Source organism: Bartonella sp. AA86SXKL (genome assembly GCF_042196885.1).
This window is the reverse complement of record NZ_JBHIRE010000375.1, coordinates 1-675: the sequence shown is the minus strand read 5'-3', so window position 1 is coordinate 675 and position 675 is coordinate 1. Positions and strand designations below refer to the sequence as shown.

Annotated in this window: 2 pseudogenes; one reads left to right on the top strand and one right to left on the bottom strand. The window is 46.1% G+C overall.

Annotated features, from left to right (window positions below):
- A pseudogene (locus tag ACFIO5_RS12100) lies at positions 1-188 on the top strand (biopolymer transporter ExbD); the annotation flags it as partial.
- Positions 189-246: 58 nt separating this feature from the next.
- On the opposite strand, the pseudogene dut reads toward ACFIO5_RS12100, so the two are convergent.
- Positions 247-675: pseudogene (dut, locus tag ACFIO5_RS12095) on the bottom strand (dUTP diphosphatase); the annotation flags it as partial.

Below are 675 nucleotides of genomic sequence, written 5' to 3'. Positions count from 1 at the left end.
AAGTCGGTCTTATAGGATTGCAAAAATCTACCAATATTTCTGCACGAGGTGTAAAAAATAATAAAACGGCAGGTGCGGTAGAAGCTACGGAGATAAATGTTACAGGCGATGCTGGCGTGGTAGCGAAAAGCGGTGATGTGGTAAACTCCAATACTGCTATGTTGGAAATTGTTTCTCCTGGAGAATAAATAGACTGTTAAGGGTGTGCTTTGCCATTTATTGGCTGCTTACGTGTGTTCTGTTGTGCTAAATTCCCATAGCATTTAGTTTTTGGCGCCTCGATAGTGGCACTTCGATTTCCCGTATAGCTTTTATGCTCGCGTTTTGCTGTGGTTCAAGGGCGCACACATTGACTTGAAGAACTGGTGCGATAACCGTTTGTGCAATGCGCATGCCACGTTTTATGGCAAAGTCTTCCTGGCCACAATTGATAAGCAGAACTTTGACTTCACTACCGGCTAATCGCACTCAATGGTTCCAGGTGTGTTTAGACAGGTGATGCCGTGTTTTAAGGCTAAGCCAGAGCGTGGACGTATTTGCGCTTCAAATCCAGGAGACAAGTGAAAGATTAGACCCGTTAGAATGAGTGCGCGTTGCCCAGGGGCAAGGATAACCGTTTCTTCTTGCGCAATGGGGTGCTTAATCGTGTCCTGTTGAGCCAAAGCCTCCTGCTCC